Source organism: Maritalea myrionectae, assembly GCF_003433515.1.
Taxonomy (GTDB): domain Bacteria; phylum Pseudomonadota; class Alphaproteobacteria; order Rhizobiales; family Devosiaceae; genus Maritalea; species Maritalea myrionectae.
In genome coordinates, this window is sequence record NZ_CP021330.1 from 1,255,177 (window position 1) to 1,271,703 (window position 16,527).

Annotated in this window: 19 protein-coding genes; 8 read left to right on the forward strand and 11 right to left on the reverse strand. The window is 52.9% G+C overall.

The window, feature by feature from the left end; all coding sequences use genetic code 11:
• Positions 1-93: 93 nt before the first annotated feature.
• The 3 genes from MXMO3_RS06105 to mce are packed head-to-tail and all read left to right on the forward strand — an operon-like array spanning position 94 to position 4,645.
• Entirely contained in the window at positions 94-2,097 is a 2,004-nt protein-coding gene (locus tag MXMO3_RS06105; protein ID WP_117395286.1) for an acetyl-CoA carboxylase biotin carboxylase subunit, read from the forward strand.
• The gene (gene scpA / locus MXMO3_RS06110) at positions 2,094-4,238 is read left to right on the forward strand and encodes a methylmalonyl-CoA mutase (protein ID WP_117395287.1); all 2,145 of its coding nucleotides are present in this window, start codon (positions 2,094-2,096) and stop codon (positions 4,236-4,238) included. The genes MXMO3_RS06105 and scpA overlap by 4 nt, the downstream gene beginning before the upstream one ends.
• Positions 4,235-4,645 (forward strand): methylmalonyl-CoA epimerase, encoded by a 411-nt coding sequence (mce, locus tag MXMO3_RS06115; RefSeq protein WP_117395288.1) that lies wholly within the window; start codon positions 4,235-4,237, stop codon positions 4,643-4,645. Before scpA ends, mce begins: the two co-directional genes overlap by 4 nt.
• A 233-nt stretch (positions 4,646-4,878) precedes the next feature.
• Here mce and MXMO3_RS19020 read toward each other — a convergent pair whose 3' ends face one another.
• Positions 4,879-5,007 (reverse strand): hypothetical protein, encoded by a 129-nt coding sequence (locus MXMO3_RS19020; RefSeq protein WP_281273944.1) that lies wholly within the window; start codon positions 5,005-5,007, stop codon positions 4,879-4,881.
• A gap of 311 nt (positions 5,008-5,318) precedes the next feature.
• Positions 5,319-6,320, reverse strand: a complete 1,002-nt coding sequence (locus MXMO3_RS06120) for a helix-turn-helix domain-containing protein (RefSeq protein ID WP_117395289.1) — start codon at positions 6,318-6,320, stop codon at positions 5,319-5,321.
• A gap of 104 nt (positions 6,321-6,424) precedes the next feature.
• On the opposite strand from MXMO3_RS06120, the gene MXMO3_RS06125 reads away from it, so the two are divergent.
• Positions 6,425-6,841 carry a hypothetical protein gene (locus MXMO3_RS06125; protein WP_117395290.1) on the forward strand — a complete coding sequence of 139 codons (417 nt, stop codon included), beginning with the start codon at positions 6,425-6,427 and terminating at the stop codon, positions 6,839-6,841.
• A 70-nt stretch (positions 6,842-6,911) separates the two neighbouring features.
• Here the strand turns inward: MXMO3_RS06125 and MXMO3_RS06130 are convergent, their stop codons facing one another.
• The 6 genes from MXMO3_RS06130 to MXMO3_RS06155 form a co-directional block, all read right to left on the reverse strand.
• The gene (locus tag MXMO3_RS06130) at positions 6,912-7,334 is read right to left on the reverse strand and encodes a DUF7282 domain-containing protein (RefSeq protein ID WP_117395291.1); all 423 of its coding nucleotides are present in this window, start codon (positions 7,332-7,334) and stop codon (positions 6,912-6,914) included.
• Positions 7,335-7,427: 93 nt separating this feature from the next.
• Positions 7,428-7,763 carry a DMT family transporter gene (locus MXMO3_RS06135; RefSeq protein WP_117395292.1) on the reverse strand — a complete coding sequence of 112 codons (336 nt, stop codon included), beginning with the start codon at positions 7,761-7,763 and terminating at the stop codon, positions 7,428-7,430.
• An 11-nt stretch (positions 7,764-7,774) separates the two neighbouring features.
• Positions 7,775-8,086 (reverse strand): hypothetical protein, encoded by a 312-nt coding sequence (locus tag MXMO3_RS06140; RefSeq protein WP_117395293.1) that lies wholly within the window; start codon positions 8,084-8,086, stop codon positions 7,775-7,777.
• On the reverse strand, positions 8,086-9,384 hold the full coding sequence (gene murD, locus MXMO3_RS06145; RefSeq protein ID WP_162889148.1) for a UDP-N-acetylmuramoyl-L-alanine--D-glutamate ligase: 1,299 nt from the start codon (positions 9,382-9,384) through the stop codon (positions 8,086-8,088). The genes MXMO3_RS06140 and murD overlap by 1 nt, the downstream gene beginning before the upstream one ends.
• The gene (locus MXMO3_RS06150) at positions 9,374-10,699 is read right to left on the reverse strand and encodes a MurL-like N-terminal domain-containing (protein ID WP_117395295.1); all 1,326 of its coding nucleotides are present in this window, start codon (positions 10,697-10,699) and stop codon (positions 9,374-9,376) included. The genes murD and MXMO3_RS06150 overlap by 11 nt, the downstream gene beginning before the upstream one ends.
• A gap of 48 nt (positions 10,700-10,747) precedes the next feature.
• Positions 10,748-11,641 carry a metallophosphoesterase family protein gene (locus tag MXMO3_RS06155; protein ID WP_162889149.1) on the reverse strand — a complete coding sequence of 298 codons (894 nt, stop codon included), beginning with the start codon at positions 11,639-11,641 and terminating at the stop codon, positions 10,748-10,750.
• Positions 11,642-11,763: 122 nt separating this feature from the next.
• Here MXMO3_RS06155 and MXMO3_RS06160 point away from each other — a divergent pair, with 122 nt between their 5' ends.
• Positions 11,764-12,234 carry an NUDIX domain-containing protein gene (locus MXMO3_RS06160; RefSeq protein ID WP_117395297.1) on the forward strand — a complete coding sequence of 157 codons (471 nt, stop codon included), beginning with the start codon at positions 11,764-11,766 and terminating at the stop codon, positions 12,232-12,234.
• Here the strand turns inward: MXMO3_RS06160 and MXMO3_RS06165 are convergent, their stop codons facing one another.
• Complete coding sequence (locus MXMO3_RS06165) at positions 12,235-13,176, reverse strand: glutathione S-transferase family protein (protein ID WP_117395298.1); 942 nt, start codon at positions 13,174-13,176, stop codon at positions 12,235-12,237. It lies immediately after the preceding gene.
• Positions 13,177-13,509: 333 nt separating this feature from the next.
• Between MXMO3_RS06165 and MXMO3_RS06170 the strand changes: the two genes are divergently transcribed.
• The 3 genes from MXMO3_RS06170 to MXMO3_RS06180 are packed head-to-tail and all read left to right on the forward strand — an operon-like array spanning position 13,510 to position 16,000.
• Entirely contained in the window at positions 13,510-14,067 is a 558-nt protein-coding gene (locus MXMO3_RS06170; protein ID WP_051213549.1) for a GNAT family N-acetyltransferase, read from the forward strand.
• Positions 14,068-14,090: 23 nt separating this feature from the next.
• Positions 14,091-14,720 carry a CoA pyrophosphatase gene (locus MXMO3_RS06175; protein ID WP_051213548.1) on the forward strand — a complete coding sequence of 210 codons (630 nt, stop codon included), beginning with the start codon at positions 14,091-14,093 and terminating at the stop codon, positions 14,718-14,720.
• A 5-nt stretch (positions 14,721-14,725) separates the two neighbouring features.
• Positions 14,726-16,000, forward strand: a complete 1,275-nt coding sequence (locus MXMO3_RS06180) for a CCA tRNA nucleotidyltransferase (RefSeq protein WP_425462135.1) — start codon at positions 14,726-14,728, stop codon at positions 15,998-16,000.
• On the opposite strand, the gene MXMO3_RS06185 is transcribed toward MXMO3_RS06180, so the two are convergent.
• Positions 15,997-16,203, reverse strand: a complete 207-nt coding sequence (locus MXMO3_RS06185; RefSeq protein ID WP_027834596.1) for a hypothetical protein — start codon at positions 16,201-16,203, stop codon at positions 15,997-15,999. The two genes, MXMO3_RS06180 and MXMO3_RS06185, sit on opposite strands and share 4 nt — an antisense overlap.
• A gap of 87 nt (positions 16,204-16,290) precedes the next feature.
• Entirely contained in the window at positions 16,291-16,497 is a 207-nt protein-coding gene (locus MXMO3_RS06190; RefSeq protein ID WP_117395300.1) for a hypothetical protein, read from the reverse strand.
• Positions 16,498-16,527: the final 30 nt, after the last annotated feature.

The following is a 16,527-nucleotide window of genomic DNA, read 5'->3' on the forward strand; positions in this document are numbered from 1 at the left end:
GGTTCACGCCACAGGGCTGGTCCGACAATGACAACTAAAAACAGACGCTTCGTCGCTTTTGGCGATGCCGAGGTAAATGGAGAAACAGACATAATGTTCTCGAAAATTCTTATAGCCAACCGGGGCGAGATTGCCTGTCGGGTGATTAAAACGGCCAAGATCATGGGCATCAAAACCGTTGCGGTTTATTCGGATGCGGACCGGGAAGCGCTGCATGTGAGCATGGCGGATGAAGCGGTGCATATTGGGGGATCGCCCGCATCGGAAAGCTATTTGCTGGGCGATAAGATCATCGCGGCCTGCAAGGCAACGGGCGCGGAGGCGGTGCATCCGGGCTATGGGTTTTTGAGCGAGAACGCCAAGTTCTGTGAAGCGCTGGAAAAAGCGGGCATCACCTTTATCGGGCCACCACCCAACGCTATTGAGGCGATGGGGGATAAGATCACCTCCAAGAAGCTGGCGAAAGAGGCCAATGTTTCCACCGTGCCGGGCTATATGGGCCTGATTGAAGACACGGATGAAGCGGTAAAAATCTCGAATGAAGTTGGCTATCCGGTGATGATCAAAGCCTCCGCTGGCGGCGGTGGCAAGGGAATGCGGATCGCGTGGAATGATGAGGAAGCCCGCGAAGGCTTTGAACGCTCCAAATCAGAAGCCGCGTCTAGCTTTGGCGATGATCGCATCTTTATCGAAAAGTTCGTCACCGATCCGCGCCATATTGAAATTCAGGTGTTGGCCGACAAGCATGGCAATTGTATTTATTTGGGTGAGCGCGAATGTTCCATTCAGCGTCGCAACCAGAAGGTGATTGAAGAAGCGCCATCGCCGTTTTTGGATGAAGAAACCCGCAAGAAAATGGGCGAACAGTCGGTGGCGTTGGCCAAGGCGGTTGGCTATGCCAGCGCGGGCACGGTGGAGTTCATCGTGGATGGCGACAAGAATTTCTATTTCCTTGAGATGAATACGCGGTTGCAGGTGGAACACCCTGTCACCGAATTGATCACAGGGATTGACCTAGTGGAGCAAATGCTTCGCGTTGCGGCGGGCGAGAAATTGTCGATCGCTCAGGATGAGGTCACGCTCAATGGGTGGGCAATTGAGTCTCGACTATATGCCGAAGACCCCTATCGCAATTTCCTGCCTTCCATTGGACGATTGACGACCTATCGCCCGCCGTCAGAATTCGAATCTGAAGACCTTGTGGTGCGCAACGATACCGGGGTGTTTGACGGGGGAGAAATCTCCACCTTCTACGACCCGATGATCGCCAAATTGTGTACCTGGGCGCCAGATCGGGCTACCGCCATTTCCGCCATGTCAGACGCGTTGGACGCGTTTGAGGTTGAAGGCATTGGCCACAATATCCCGTTCCTCTCTGCCGTGATGGAGCAGGACCGCTTTAAAGAAGGCCGCCTCACCACGGGCTATATCGCCGAAGAATTCCCCGATGGGTTCAACGGCGTTGAGCTGGGCAATGCGGCCAAGAAAAACATCGCAGGGTTGGCGGCCTATATCGGCTTTCACAGTCAACATCGCGGCTTTGCCGAAGCGGATACGCTGGACCTGTCCATTAAAGATGTGGCCCGTTCCGTGATGATTGGCGATGAGCGGTTTGATTTTGACGTGCTGGAAGAAGCCGTCATCTGGCGTGATCGCGAAGATGATTTCGAAATGCTGATGCGCGTCGAAACCGATTGGGGACCGGGCGAAACGCTGATCCGCGCGCGGGTGGGCGATGATCATATCGTCGCGCAAGTCACGCGCAAGGCCACGGGTTTCCGGGTGCGCTATCGCGGGGCGGATATGAATGTGCAGGTGTTTGAGCCGCATGTGGCCGATTTGATGGTGCATATGCCGGTGAAAATGCCGCCGGACATGTCCAAGTTCCTGCTTTGCCCGATGCCGGGGCAGGTGGTGCGCCTTGAAGTTGCCGAGGGCGACGAGGTACAGGAAGGCCAGCCGCTGGCTATTGTTGAAGCCATGAAAATGGAAAATGTGCTGCGGGCGGAAAAGAAAGCGGTGGTGTCCAAAATCGCGGCAGATGTAGGCGCCATCTTGGCAGTGGATGAAGTGATCATGGAGTTTGAAGACCAATGACCCTCTCCAACGAGACCTACAAAAAATGGCAGGCCCTGGCCGAAAAAGAATTGCGCGGGCGTGAGCCTGACGATCTGGAAACCGATTACGGCGGGGTTTCCATCAGGCCCGCTTATTTTGCGGAAGATGTGCCTGATCGCGCCGCTGAGGCGATGCCCGGCGAAGCGCCGTTCACCCGTGGCGTTCGCGCCACCATGTATGCCAACCGTCCCTGGACCATCCGGCAATATGCGGGCTTTTCCACGGCGAAAGAGAGCAACCGCTTTTATCGCCAAGCGTTGGAAAAGGGTCAAAAAGGTCTTTCGGTGGCGTTCGATCTGGCCACCCACCGGGGTTATGACAGTGATCATGAACGCGTGGTGGGTGATGTGGGCAAGGCCGGCGTCGCCATCGACAGCGTTGAAGATATGAAAGTGCTGTTTGACGGGATTCCGTTGGATGAGATGTCCGTGTCGATGACGATGAATGGCGCGGTGATCCCGGTGCTGGCCATGTTTGTTGTGGCGGCGGAAGAGCAAGGCGTGAGCCAGGACAAGCTCGCCGGCACCATTCAAAATGATATTTTGAAAGAATTTATGGTTCGCAACACCTTTATCTATCCGCCGGAGCCAAGCATGCGGATTATTGCGGATATTATTGCGCACACGGCTGAATTTATGCCGAAATTCAACTCCATTTCCATCTCCGGCTATCATATGCATGAGGCTGGCGCGACCGCCGTGCAGGAGCTGGCCTATACGCTGGCTGATGGCATGGAATATGTCCGCGCCGCGCAGGCACGCGGGCTGGATATTGATGCCTTTGCCGGCCGATTGTCATTCTTTTTCGGCATTGGCATGAACTTCTTTTCCGAGGTGGCGAAGCTGCGGGCGGCACGCACCCTTTGGGCCGATATTATGAAAGACCTAGGCGCGAAAAACCCACGCTCCATGATGTTGCGGACGCACTGTCAAACGTCTGGCGTGTCGCTGACTGAGCAGGACCCGTACAACAATATTGTGCGCACTGCCTATGAAGCGATGGCGGCGATTTTGGGCGGCACCCAAAGCCTGCACACGAACTCGTTTGACGAAGCGATTGCGCTGCCGACCGAGTTTTCCTCGCGCATTGCCCGCAACACCCAGTTGATTTTGGACCATGAAACCCGCGTTACCGACGTGGTGGATCCGCTGGGCGGCTCCTACTATGTCGAGCGCCTCACCGCCGACATGGTGGCCAAAGCGGGTGAAATGATTGCCGAGATTGAAGAAAAAGGCGGCATGACTAAGGCGGTCGACGAGGGGCTTCCCAAGTTGGAGATTGAACGCGCCGCCGCCATTCGCCAAACCCGCGTCGACAAGGGCGATGATGTGATCGTCGGCGTCAACCGCTATCGTCTCGATAAAGAGGACGAGCTCGATATTCTTGATATCGACAATAAGAAGGTACGCGCGGGTCAGGTTGAAGCCCTGAGACAAATTCGGGCCAGCCGCAATCAAGAGGTGTGCGACAAGGCACTTGCGAAATTGCGTGAGATCGCGGAAACGCGGAACGGCAATTTGCTGGCCGCCGCCATAGATGCCGCCCGCGCCCGCGCCACATTGGGTGAGATTTCCGACGCAATGGAGGAGGTCTTTGGCCGCCATCGCCCCACCACAAAAGTGATCTCGGGCGTTTATAGCGAGCAATATGCGGATGACCCTGAATATCGGGCAATCACCCAGCGCGTGGCCGAATTCAAATCGACGCAATCCCGGCAACCCTCTATTTATATTGGTAAAATGGGGCAGGATGGCCATGATCGCGGCGCGAAGGTTATTGCTACGGCGTTTGCGGATATGGGCTTTGATGTGCATATAGGCGAGCTGTTTGAAACGCCGGAAGAGGTCGCCGAAAAGGCCGTCGACTTGAAGGTCGATGCCATCGGTGCATCATCCCTCGCCGCAGGGCACAAAACGCTTATTCCAGAGCTAATCGATTTGCTGCGCCAGAAAAATGCGGCGCATATCTCGGTCTTCGCGGGTGGGGTGATCCCGGAACAAGATTATCAAGCGCTGCGTGATGCGGGCGTGTCCGATATTTTCGGCCCCGGCACCAATGTGCTGGACGCCGCGAATGCGGTGATGAGCCGGATTGAAGGCAAACTAAGGAACGAGCCATGATCGGTAATCTCAATCATATCGCGATTGCGGTGCCAGATTTGGCCGCGGCGACAGCGAAATATCGCGATCAGTTGGGCGCGGCGGTGTCCGAGCCGCAGGACTTGCCTGAGCATGGGGTGACAGTGGTGTTTGTGAAAATGCCCAACACCAAGGTGGAGTTGCTGCATCCGCTGGGCGACAATTCACCGATTGCAGCCTTTTTGGAAAAGAATCCGTCAGGCGGCATGCATCATATGTGTTTTGAGGTGGAAGATATCCGCGCCGCAGCGCAAAAGCTGTCTGATGAGGGCGCGCGGGTTTTGGGGGATGGTGAACCCAAGATCGGGGCGCATGGTCTGCCGGTGCTGTTTTTGCACCCGAAAGATTTTGATGGCACCTTGATCGAGTTGGAAGAGGTCAAAAAATAACGGCAGTCCTTAAAAAGAACTGCCGTTTTAGGACCGAGGTCCTCTTGCACTCACGGACATAATATTCCTCATCTGAGCCTTGCGGGTTCTCACCCTAGCGTATCATGGCATATTGCGGTTCAGATTGACGTTCAAACAGCGCGAGCGGTGTTGAAGCCATTGTAATGACACCGATTAAAATCGCGGCTGCGAACAGTTGGGTCGCCAGCAATTTATGGTGCGGTTGCATATTCCTAATCCAAAATAGGTGTGTTGATGGCGGTATCGAAGCTAGGCTCTGCTTGTGATGTCACCTGGATATCCAACGCAAACCCTGCGGATACCAATAAAAAGGCCACTGTTGCTGCGGTTAAAGTTTTCATCTTTGCCCCCTGAACTAATTTTCAAATGTGCGCTATTGCCGACGGTTGGCTTTTGCGCGGACTTCCTCGGGGTACAAAGTAAACAAGCCCCAAGAAATCATTGCTGATGTGAATGCCAAAGCAATTGCTTCCATAATTCTCACTCCCAATGCGTCGCATCATTGCGAACAATTTCAGTTTAGGAGTCGAGCATTGTTCAATCCCCAATAAACTAGATAAATATTTAGCTAACCGATTAAATGACATGTTTTTCAGCTGTTTAGCTAAAATAGAACTGAGAATATTGGTAAAATATTGGTTTAATTCGGACGTTAAACAGGGTTTTGCTGAAGAAGATCCCGCAAAAAGGTAGGGGAAAGTTGCACCATTTGCCTGAAGTCGCGGGCCATGTGATGGCGGTCGGCATAATTGGCGGCAAAGGCGATATCATCCATTTGTGGCGTGCCGACAAACAGCAACAGCAGCGCTTTGCGCAAACGCACAAATCGCGTCAGACTGCCATAGCTGATGCCGTTGATGTGCAGCCGCCGCGATAATGTGCGGACGGACAGGCCCAAATGAAACGCCGTTTCGTCAATTGATGTGTGTCCACCTGATTGTTGGTCGAGAAAATGCACAAGTTGCCGGAACAGCGGATGATTTTGATGATTGAAAAGGTGGTTGAGGTGCAAGTAAGGGGTGGACTTGTTGCGCGACGCATCCTTGGGCGCTGCATCTACACATCTAATAATAATGTCGCTGCTCGCATCGAAGCCAATGTCGGCGCGTGAGGTGGTATTGTCGAGTGAGCGGGTGCTGCCCGCCTTTACCGCTTCAAAGATTGTCACGCCCGCCGGGGAAAGCTGCTGCAGTGTGTGTGCCATAACGCCTGTTAACATGGCGGCGCCAAATCGAGACAGGTTTGCCGGGCGAATGCGACTTGGGCTTAGCACCAACTCGCCCGAGGGAAGCAAGTGGACGAAATCAGCAGAAGAGTTTTTCGACCCAAACCGGATTTCACTTTGTGCTTGCGTTATTTGTTGCCATTTATGCACCAAATCTGCAGGTGTTTTGGCGCTGGAGAACAGCAATGAGGGCACGTCCAATCCATTTATGGCGCCCTGCTGCGCCACAAAGTCGAAAACAGCCTTGCCCCCATATTGCTCATAGAGCTGATCGAACGTGTCGAGGGGGCTCGCGGTTTTTGTCGTGAGGTCGAATTGGGTGTGAACAGCCAGAGCTCCTTTTTGGAGCCACATGTCCCAATAGGCGCTATAGGCCTCGCCCATTGGTTTGTTGACGCTTCGGTCTGAATTGTTTGCTTGCCCACCCATGGCAAAATTTTGGCACGAATATTCACAGGGTGCCAGTGTGAATTGAGCCAGAAAGAGTCAGTGCACGGCAAAGTGCACGAACCAAGATGGCTCTGGGAGGAAACATGAGCAAATTCCATTTATTCTACGCGGCACCCTTTTTGTTGTTTATGGCGGGTGCACTCAGCGTTGCGCAAGCGGATGAAGCCAAACTGAGCGCTACCGAAGTTGAAGCGCTGATGTCTGGTAATTCGATTTGGGGCACTTTCCCCGATGGGGTGACGGAGTATAAACAAAACAACCATCCAGACGGCATCGCCGTGGTGGTGGTGAAAGACGATATAATCCGCAACATCCCATGGTCAGTCAAGGATGATGGGGGCGTTGGCCAATATTGTGAGGACTGGTCGGCCGAGGGGTGGGGCGAGTTTTGCTACCACGTCACTCGGGCCGATCCGAATATGCCAACATTCATCACGCCGGATGGCAGTGCCAATCAAAACCATTGGGCCGAAGGCTATGTGGATTTGAATTTCGACTAGGCATATGCCCGCGCACAAAAAGGCCGCCAAGCTTCATGCCTGGCGGCCCATCTAAGAATGCCGTGGCAGGTTATTTCGCTGAAATTACCGTCATCACCAAATCACCATCCATGCGAATTGGGCCATCTTCTTTGGCACCCAGCGTATATTCAAAAACGCCAGTTTCTTTGCCACCTGCTTCTGAGTGGATCATCAACATCAACTTGTCGCCAGCGCTGACATCTTCGGTCAAAATGGCGGTGACGTCTTCATTCATGCCTTTTTTGATCGGCGAATAGCCCACAACTGGACCCGGCTTCATGTCGTCGCCCGTGCGGTGCACGACCAGATAGCCGTTCTCACCAGCAACGATCTCTGCGGCGCTCACTGTGCCACCCGATACGTCTTGGTCTTCTGCCATAACGCCGATTTTTGAATGGCCGTCAGCCAAGGCGGATGTGGCGGTCAGGGCAAATGCTGCAGCGGTAGTAAAAATTGTTTTTTTAAACGACATAATGATCTCCTTTTTCCCTTATTGGACAAAGTAGATACGAGCGGCCATTCAGCATTGTTTCAAAAAACAATATTTTGTGTTTGCGAGGTCGATTTAGTGTGCGGTTGAATTTGAGAAGAGGTGGATCACCAAGACGCCGCCCAAAATCATCGCCATGCCGATGAGGGCTGCGATGTCGAGCGCCTGCTTGTAATAGACCCAGCCCATAAGCGACACTGCCACGACGCCAACGCCAGACCAGATGGCATAAGAAATGCCCAGCGGGATGGTTTTGAGCGAGAGGCTCAAATAATAAAAGGCCACGCCATAGCCAACCACCACGAGGATGGAGGGCAGCGTTTCAGAAAATCCATTGGCGGCTTTCAGCGCGGAGGTGGCAACCACTTCGCCGATAATCGCGATGAGGAGGTAGAAATAGCCTTGGGGCATGTGGAAATCTCTTATGTGGATTGATAGCCGAGGATGAGAGTGTCGGCAGATTGAAAGGCAATGCCCTCATCAATCAAGACGTCATCCTTGAGCCATTGCAGGCGAAAATTCGGTCCGTCGGCGCGGATGGTCAGTTTCAGGTCAACGCGCTGATCGCCAGCTTCGTAAGTGATGTCATAGTCACCGACAAATCCGTTTGTCGGCCCGTTTTGCGCAAAACCCGTGCCAGCGCGAACGCCAGCGTCAACCATGCGATTATCCAGCCATTCTGCTGTGAGGGTGCCGGGCTTCTCGCCATGGCGATAAATGCCAATGCCAAACATCAGCCAAACAGCTCGTTGGCCAATTGAATGAAGTGCTCACCCCGGGCGATATAATTGTCATATTGGTTGAATGACGGTGCGGCGGGCGACAGGATGATTGTGTCGAACCCATCGCGGCGCTTAAAGCCTTCCATGGCGTCGGCCAGCCCCTCCGCTGCGAACACATCAATCTTGTGGTCAAGCTTATCCATTGCCGCTTGCATGCGTTCCCCGGTGGTGGGCAAGCAGCAAAGCGTGGTCACATTGCTGTCCACCACGGTGCGTGCCAGTTCTTCATAATTCTGGTCGCGATCATAGCCGCCAACCATCAGCGCAATTTTTTCATCGGGATATGAAGCGATCGCGGCCATTGTGGCTTCTGGTGTTGTGGCGATGGAATCATCAACAAACAACAGGTTGCCGATCTTATGCTCTTCCAGCCGGTGTGCGGGTGGCGCAAATGTCTCAAGGCCTTTTAAAATAGCCTCTTCGGGCGCGCCCAAACCCAAGGCCAATTTGGCGGCGATGATCATATTGTCCGCATTGTGCGGGCCTTTAAGGCGCGATTTGCGCATGGTGGCATGCAGGGCCGCGACCAGCTCGGCGCTTGGGGCGGCCAGCTCGTGCGCATATTTGGGCAGCGCTTCCTGAACCTTCTGGTTCACCGCCGCTTGAGCGCCCAGGGCATAAGCGTAGGGCCCGTCACGTCGCAGCAGGTTCAGCTTGTCGTGAAAATATTGCGGCAGTGAGTGATTATGCCAATGTATGTGCTCGGGGAACAGATTGGTGAAGCCCACAAAGTCCGGTTGCGCGGTCAAGTCTGCCACCTGATAGGAGGAGAGTTCCATCACGATGATGTCATGATCATCCAAATCGAGCGGGGCGACGCCAAAATTGCCGCCCAATCGCGCATCGATCCCGGCGCATTCGAGCATGGTTTCGGTCAGTTTCACCGTTGTGCTTTTGCCCTTGGTGCCTGTCACTGCCACCAGTTTCGCGCCCTTGCGCTTAAACTTGTCCCACAAATTGATGTTGGTGGTGATCTCGACCCCATGTTTTTTTGCGGCGAGCAGTTCAGGCTTATAGATCGATACCCCGGCCGAGCGGACAATCGTTCCAATTTCGCCTTTTTCGCTTAATGCCTCAATTTCAGTTGGGGCGATAACTGTGCTGTCGGGCAAGAAAATCTCACCTTGGTCGGCGGTGACATAGACTTTGATGTCAGGGGCATATTCGGCCAAAAAATCTCGGGTGGATTTCGCTTCGATACCGGCGCCATAAAGCAAAACGGCACGGTTGAAATATTGATCAGCTTGCACGGGCAATCTCGTTCAATTGATATTTTTCCGGCACATTATGCTGGTTCGCATCCCGAAGCAATTCGTCCCATGCGCTTTCCAATGCGGGCACACCATAGAACGCGTCCAGCTCCGGCTTAAGCGTCTTCACAATCGCCGCATCCTGCCAATGGTCTTGATGGGCCAGATGCCACAGCGCCGCAGCGGCTTCCAAAATCTCGCCGACACATTCCCATGGTTTGTGGCCGGTCAGACCGGATAGTTCGCGAAATGCGCCCAGCTTGGTGGCATCATTCAATACGTTCTTGCCAACAATGTCAGTCAGGCGTTGCGGCTCCATAAAGGGCGCGAGGATCAACGAGACAAAATGGCATTTGGGGCAGTTGGTGCACCACCGTTTGGGGCCATCTTGGTTTTGTTTGAAATTTTCATTGCAGCTAGAAAAATGCTGATCGAATTTTTGCGTGCGTGCAAAAAGCTGCCCGATGCGCACTTCAGAGAACGGGCGCAACAATGAAAAATAGCCGAGCTGACCGCCGCTCGCTGCCTTAAAGCTGGTTTCCATCAATTGTTCAAAATCAAGGCTTTTCGAGTGCTGATGGTTCACTTCGCGGCCATCAAATTCCACATTGCCTTCGCTAGCGGAGCGTTCGTTGGACAAAATGATTTCATTATAGCCATAGAGCGCTGCCACCAGGCTCGCGACAACGGAGTTGATTGCTGTGGAGGGGACGTGACCGTTGTAAAAGCCGGGCTGGTCATTCAACTCGAATAGTGTTGGCGAAAGGTGACGCCGAACAAAGAGCGGGCTTTGTTCGATTTGGTCGGTCGAGCTGATGATTGGCCCTTTGGGGTTCACCGCAAAGGGGGTGAATGGAATGTTGGCGCGGGTCAATAAATCAACCGACACAAGGCTATCCTTACCACCGCCGATCAGCACCAGCGATTGCTGCGGCCAATCAAGGTCGTTGGTCGGCGTGATGGCTGGGGCGAACTGATAGTCAATCTGGCCAAACCGTTTCAACTTATTGCGGGTGTAAAATTCGCCCAAGCCGTTTTCATATATGTCGCGCAACAATATCTGATCAGCTTCGCTCAGATTGAGCGTGGTCAAATCAATGGTTTTCGGGGCTTTCAGCTTATAGTAGGACACGCCCAAAATTGCTGCAGCCAGATCCAGCAGGTGGGCAAAGCTGTTGCTCTGTGCGCGGGCAAGATCAAACCCGACGCCCAACTCCAAGCGCTCGGTAAACCGGTGCTCGCCGAGACGATAGTTGAATTTAGCTTCGCCTGTTTCAGCGTTGAATTCTGCAGAATCAATAATGAAGGTGTTCATAGCGGCAAGCATCACCAAAAATGTGTTAAAAGCAAGTTCAGCCGCAGGTTAGGACAACACCAGTTCGGCGCGTTTTTCGATTGTATCGCCAAATCGGTGGTAGCCATATTCCTGCATTGTGCAGGTAAACTTATCACCCTGCTTTTCAATATTATAAAGATTGTAGGACGCTGGCGGCTGCACAGCATTGGGGCCCATAGAGGCGGATGAAATGCCCACCACAGGGATTTCGCCATGCGAACCCGGCAGGGATTTAAGTTCAGATTTGTGCAAATGGCCGTGCAAAACCAGATCGGCACCATGTTTTTTCAACACGCGCTTAAAGCGGTGGCGGTTGGTGAGGCCACGGCGCCAAATATTCATCACATCGTCGTGGGGCGGATGATGGATCATCACAATCCGAAACAGGCCCATTTCCTTGGTCTTGATCAGCAGTTTTTCCAGCAGACGCTCTTGGCGGCGCGAAAATGTGCCATTGGCGAAGAAGGGGGGCGTGGCAATGGCGCTGTTGCAGCCAATCAGGGCCACGTCATCCACTTGCCGCCAAAAGGGGAATGGATATTTGTCTTCGGCGCGTTCCCCTTCCATATATTCATGCCAATAATGGGTCATATAGCCCTTGCCGGAGGGCACATAAATGTCGTGATTGCCGGGGATGAACATTAACTTGTTTGGTTTTTCAATGGATTTGAGCCATTGCTGACCCAACGCAAACTCTTGTTCCAGCGATAGATTGATCAAATCGCCAGTGACGGCCAAATGGTCGTAATGCTGGGTCTTAAGATGCGCCATCAAAGATTGCAGGGTGTCGTTTTCAATCGCATGGCCCCGATTGAGCTTCCAATTGAGATAGCCGGTGATCCGCTTATTCAACAATTGGGGCAGGGTGACTTTTTCATGGTATGGCAAATGCACATCTGAAATATGGGCAATCGTGGTCATAGAAATGGTTGGCTCCCTGCAGTTGGGCGCACTATGGCGAAAATTGCACGCCAAAAAAAGAGGCGTTTGCACAATTTTCACCCAATGATGGTTTAAGGCGACATAAGTGAGGAGCTTTGGTTATGCAGCAAAAACTCTATAGTCGCTGGCGAATGAAAATCTATTTGGCGCTTGTCGGCGTGTGGCGACGCATGACGCTTGGTGCGCGGATGATGCTCGTGGATGGGGATAAAGTGCTGCTGGTACGCCAATCATATGTGCGTGGTTGGCAGTTTCCAGGTGGGGGCGTTGAGCCCGGGGAAACAGCGTTGGAGGCCGCGATGCGCGAAACATTTGAGGAAACGGGCCTTCAAGTGACTGGCGAAGCCAAACTGCATGGTGTTTTTCACAATAATAATGGGCTGAGCATCCGCGATCATGTGTGCCTATTTGTTGCCGACGCGTTCGACGAGGTGCAACCTTTCAAGCCAAATGCTGAGATCGTTGAAATGGACTGGTTCAAGCAAGATGAACTGCCGGACGAAATGAATGATGGGGCGCGACGCCGTGTTGAAGAATATTTCACCGCCGCGCCACCATCACAAAATTGGTGATCAAAATTCGATCAAGGGACCTTTGGGCACAATCCGATGCGGATTGATGCTGGTGTGGCTCCAATAATAGTGGGTTTTGATGTGGTCCATATCGATGGTGTCTTTCACATTGGGCACCGCGACCAATTCATGCACCAAACGGCTGATGTTTGGATAGTCGGCGATCCGCTTGATGTTGCACTTGAAGTGCCCATGATAGACCGGATCAAACCGCACAAGGGTGGTGAATAGCCGCCAATCGGCCTCAGTGAGTTGATCACCTGCGAGATATTTTTGCTTGCCCAGCTTATCCTCAAGCCATTCAAGGCTATCAAACAATTCGGTCACCGCTTCATCATAGGCTTCCTGCGTTGTGGCAAAGCCGGATTTATACACACCATTATTTACCGTGTGGTAGACGCGTTCGTTCACCTCATTGATTTCATCGTGCAGTTCTTCCGGGTAATAATCGTCGGTGTTACCCGTGATGTCATTGAAGGCCGAGTTGAACATGCGGATGATCTCCGCGCTCTCGTTTGATACGATGGTGTTGCGCTTTTTGTCCCACAATACGGGAACCGTCACGCGACCGGTATAATCGCTCTTTGCCGCCACATAGACCTGCCACATGGTTTCAGCATTGTTGACCGGGTCGGCACCTTCAGGAATGGTCCAGCCATGCTCGTCTGGCATTTTGGCATCCACGACGGTCACGTCGATATGGTCAGTCAAATCTTTCAGCTTGCGAAAAATCAGCGTGCGGTGGGCCCAGGGACAGGCGAGGGAAACATATAGGTGATAGCGACCGCTTTCGGCTTCAAAACCGCCTTCGCCGCTCGGGCCGGCGCTGCCATCTTGGGTGACCCAATTGCGGAACGCAGCGGCGCTGCGCTTAAACTTTCCGCCTGTGCTCTTTGTATCGTACCATTGGGTAGACCATTCGCCGTCGATCAATAGTCCCATTTCAAAGCCTCATTCAGTTTGTTTGTTTATCTGTGCGTTAAAATAGGGGTATTATTCAATCTATAAACCCCGAAACTGTGAACAATAAGTTTTGGATGAATGGGGCAGGCTGACACTTTGTATAGGAATTAAGCAAAATGATCATATTTTGGCTTCAAAGTGCAAAGTTTCGTACATTTTTTGTAAAAAATGTCTCGACAAAACTTTCATTTCGGTGTTTATGCGAAGATATGAGACCGAATTTGACATTTCTTTTGCTGCGACGAGAGCGACGAGTGCTTTAGAGCCCCCGTCACCTTTATGCTGCCTCTTTAAAAGAAATGATCAAATACCATGACCCACATGCTTTCTGCGTCTCAACTTTCGCCGCAACTTGCTCAAAATATGCATAAGCTCGACATCCGTTCCGAGCAGCCTTCTGATGCTGACTGGGTGGAGCATTTGCATCAGCTTTGTTTTGGTCCGGGCCGCTTTGCCCGCGCAGCGTTTCGCATTCGCGAGCGGTTTGGCGTGGATGATCGTTTGAGCTTTGTGGCGGAGCATGAAGGCGTGGCCGTGGCCAATGTCAAAATGTCCCCCATCAATCTTTCTGGCATGAACGGGTATTTGCTTGGCCCTTTGGTTACCGATCCGCATCGGCGGCGGTTGGGCGCGGGGCGTTTGCTCACCATGCATGTGACGCAAAAGGCGCTGGAACAAGCCAGCTGCAAATTTGTGTTGCTGGTTGGGGATCGCGCCTATTACGAGCCGTTGGGGTTCCAACCCATATCGCCGCAAAAAATCGATTTTCCTGCGCCAGTCGACCCAATGCGGGTGTTGGCGGTTGTCAAAAGTGCTAAAGTGAAGAAAGGACTCACTGGTCCGATCTCATTTTGGAGCGGTGACAATTAGAATTCGATTGCGGAAAAGTCTTTATGCAAGACGAAACATTGTTGGCACAGATCAAGCATCGGTTGTTGGATCAACCGGATGGCAGCAAGGATATTGGCTGCCATAAGGTCGATGGTGTGCCGCCGCTCAATGCGGCGCGCGAGCCAAAACAATCTGCTGTTTTGATTGGGTTGGTGGAGCGGGGGCCGCTCAGCCATGTGCTTTATATTGAACGGTCTTCCCATCTGCGGGCGCATGCCGGGCAAATTGCCTTTCCTGGCGGCCGGGTAGAAGAGGGCGATACCGATCCGATCATGACTGCCTTGCGCGAGGCGGAAGAAGAAGTCGATCTCAATCAGGATGATGTGGACGTATTGGGCTTTTTGCCCAACTATTTGTCGGGCACCAATTATTTGATCACTCCGGTGGTGGCCACCATTAAGCCGCGCAAGCCGTTTGTGGCCAATCCGGATGAAGTGGCCAGCTTTTTTGAAGTGCCGTTGCCGCACCTTATTCCCGCCAACCACTATTCCAAAATTCGCTTTGTGCGGGGCGATGAAGCGCAGCGGGAAACCTGGCGCATTGATTTTCAAGATCGAGCCATTTGGGGCATCACCGCTTCCATGACCCGCATGTTCCGCGATCTCGCATTGACCTCAAAGGATACTGAATGACCGATTTGAACGCCGCGCTTGAAAATATTCAGCGTGCGGCCTGGCTCAAGCGGCCAGCTGTGCGTGCAGTTTTTGAATTGCTCGACGGGGATCAGGGCCATGTGCGGGCCGTGGGCGGCATTGTGCGTAACACTATTTTGGGCGACCCTGGTGGCGATGTCGATATGGCCAGTATTTTCACGCCCGACGAGGTGATGGCGCGGGCCGAAAAGGCCGGGATCAAAGCTGTGCCCACCGGCATTGACCATGGCACGGTGACGTTGGTTGTTGAGGATGAGGCGATCGAAGTCACCACATTGCGGCAGGATGTGAAAACCGATGGCCGCCATGCGGAAGTGGCCTTTGGCACCGATTGGGAAGAAGACGCCAAGCGGCGCGACTTCACCGTGAATGCGCTCTATGTGCTGGCCGATGGCACACTTTATGACCCGCTCAATGGCGTGCAGGATTGCCTTGACCGCAATGTGCATTTTATTGGCGATGCGGCCGCGCGGATCGAAGAAGACTATTTGCGAATTCTCAGATTTTTCCGTTTCTTTGCCTATTACGGCTCTGGTCGTCCTGAAGCCGGGGGGCTGAAGGCAGCGGCAAAACTTAAGGCCGGCGTTAGGGGCTTGTCCGCTGAACGGGTTTGGACGGAGCTTAAAAAGATCTTGAGCGCCCCCGATCCTTCACGCGCGCTATTGTGGATGCGCACCACCGGTATATTGGCGTTGGTCCTTCCCGAGGGCGAAAAATGGGGCATGGATGCCATTCACGGCATTGTGGCGGCGGAAGAAGAGCTGGAGTGGGAAATTGACCCGCTGTTTCGCTTGATTTCCATCATCCCGCCGCAAGCGGACAAAGCCAAAGCCCTGGCGGAGCGGCTCAAATTGTCTAATAGCGAAGCGGATCGGTTGGTGAAATGGGCGATGGTGACGCCAATCGCTCCGGAAACCAGCAATAGTGCGTTGGAGCAATTCCTCTATTGGGGTGACCAGGCAGCCATACTGGATCGGCTGCGCTTAGATTTGGCCGCGCTGCGGCAAAAACTTAAGCAAGATCAAAATATGGATTTGATGGCCAAGATTGGCGCGCTGCATCAGCATATGGAAAAGGCACTTGACTGGACGGCGCCAGTGTTTCCGCTTGGGGGGAAAGATTTAATCGCCCTTGGTGTTGAGCCCGGTGAAGAGATGGGCAAAATCCTCAAGGCGCTCGAGCAGCATTGGGTGGATGAAGGCTTTCAGCCCGGCAAGGACGTGCTTTTGGCAAAGGCCAAAGCCGAACATCTCGCTTAGACCGTTTTGAGGGCGCGGACAGTTGCTTGCTTTATGATCTGCGAGTTTTGGCCGTAAGTGAAGTTTGTCATGCTACCGAAAATGGAGTTAGTCATGATCTGCGTGGCCTGCAGGTCGCGCTGGATGTGTTTTGCGCGCGCTGCCCGCCACATCTGGTTCGCTTTGTAAAGCGGCACGCGGTTGCCATAGAGTTGTGCTTTCATGGTGCAAATCCACTTGAGTACAGGTCTCTTTATTATGGTGAATGAAAAGTTAACGGCTAGTTTACGCGCATTCTAAGAGTGCTGTGGCTAAATAGATTTTAGCACACGCAGCGCTGCTTGCTTAATGATCAGCGAATTTTGACCATAAGTGAAGTTGGACATGCTGGTGAAAATGGCACGGTTCATCGCTTCATGGACTTGAGAATCACGCAGATTGTGCTTCGCGCGGTTCTCACGCCAAATTTGGTTGGATTTATACAGCGATATGCGCGAGCCGAATGGTTTGATTTTCATACCCCGATTATCCGCCTCAAGCTGTTAACA